Source organism: Streptomyces sp. DH12 (assembly GCF_020873895.1).
In the GTDB taxonomy this organism is placed as follows: Bacteria; Actinomycetota; Actinomycetes; order Streptomycetales; family Streptomycetaceae; genus Streptomyces.
The window spans coordinates 1-452 of record NZ_JAHWGT010001075.1; the positions used below are offsets into that span (position 1 = coordinate 1).

A 452-nucleotide genomic window follows, 5' to 3' on the forward strand; every position below is an offset into this window, starting at 1 on the left:
CCACCGTCCACTCACTCCAGGTGACCGAGACTCCGATCCCCACCACCGAGCATGACGTCGGCGTTGACCTGATCGTCACCCCTGAGGAGACCATCACCTGCGCGAACCCTCACCGACCGTCAGGGGTCGACTGGTCGGCTCTCACGGCAGAGAAGATCGCCGCGATTCCAGCACTTGCGGCTCGCCAGGTTTCCTGAGGACGCCTCGGCAGGGTTCCCCACCCCGACCGGTGGGCGGTGCGCGTCAGCCGACGTCAGGCTTGCGTACGGTGAGAGTGCACAGAGTGCGGTGGTAGGCGATGTGCGCCTCGTCCACCGGGTGTCCGGGGGCGAGACGGAGCGGGTTGAGGTCTCCGTCGTCTCTCGTTCCTCTGACCAGGCCGTCGGAGTCGACGTAGATCTCCAAGCCGTCGAAGAGGACGTGGCAGTTCGGGCACAGGCACAGCAGGTTCT

At 65.9% G+C, this 452-nt stretch carries 2 pseudogenes; one reads left to right on the forward strand and one right to left on the reverse strand.

What is annotated here, in order from left to right:
* Window positions 1-197 (forward strand): annotated as a pseudogene (locus LPA54_RS38580) (5-formyltetrahydrofolate cyclo-ligase); the annotation flags it as partial.
* A gap of 46 nt (window positions 198-243) precedes the next feature.
* On the opposite strand, the pseudogene LPA54_RS38585 reads toward LPA54_RS38580, so the two are convergent.
* A pseudogene (locus tag LPA54_RS38585) lies at window positions 244-452 on the reverse strand (hypothetical protein); the annotation flags it as partial.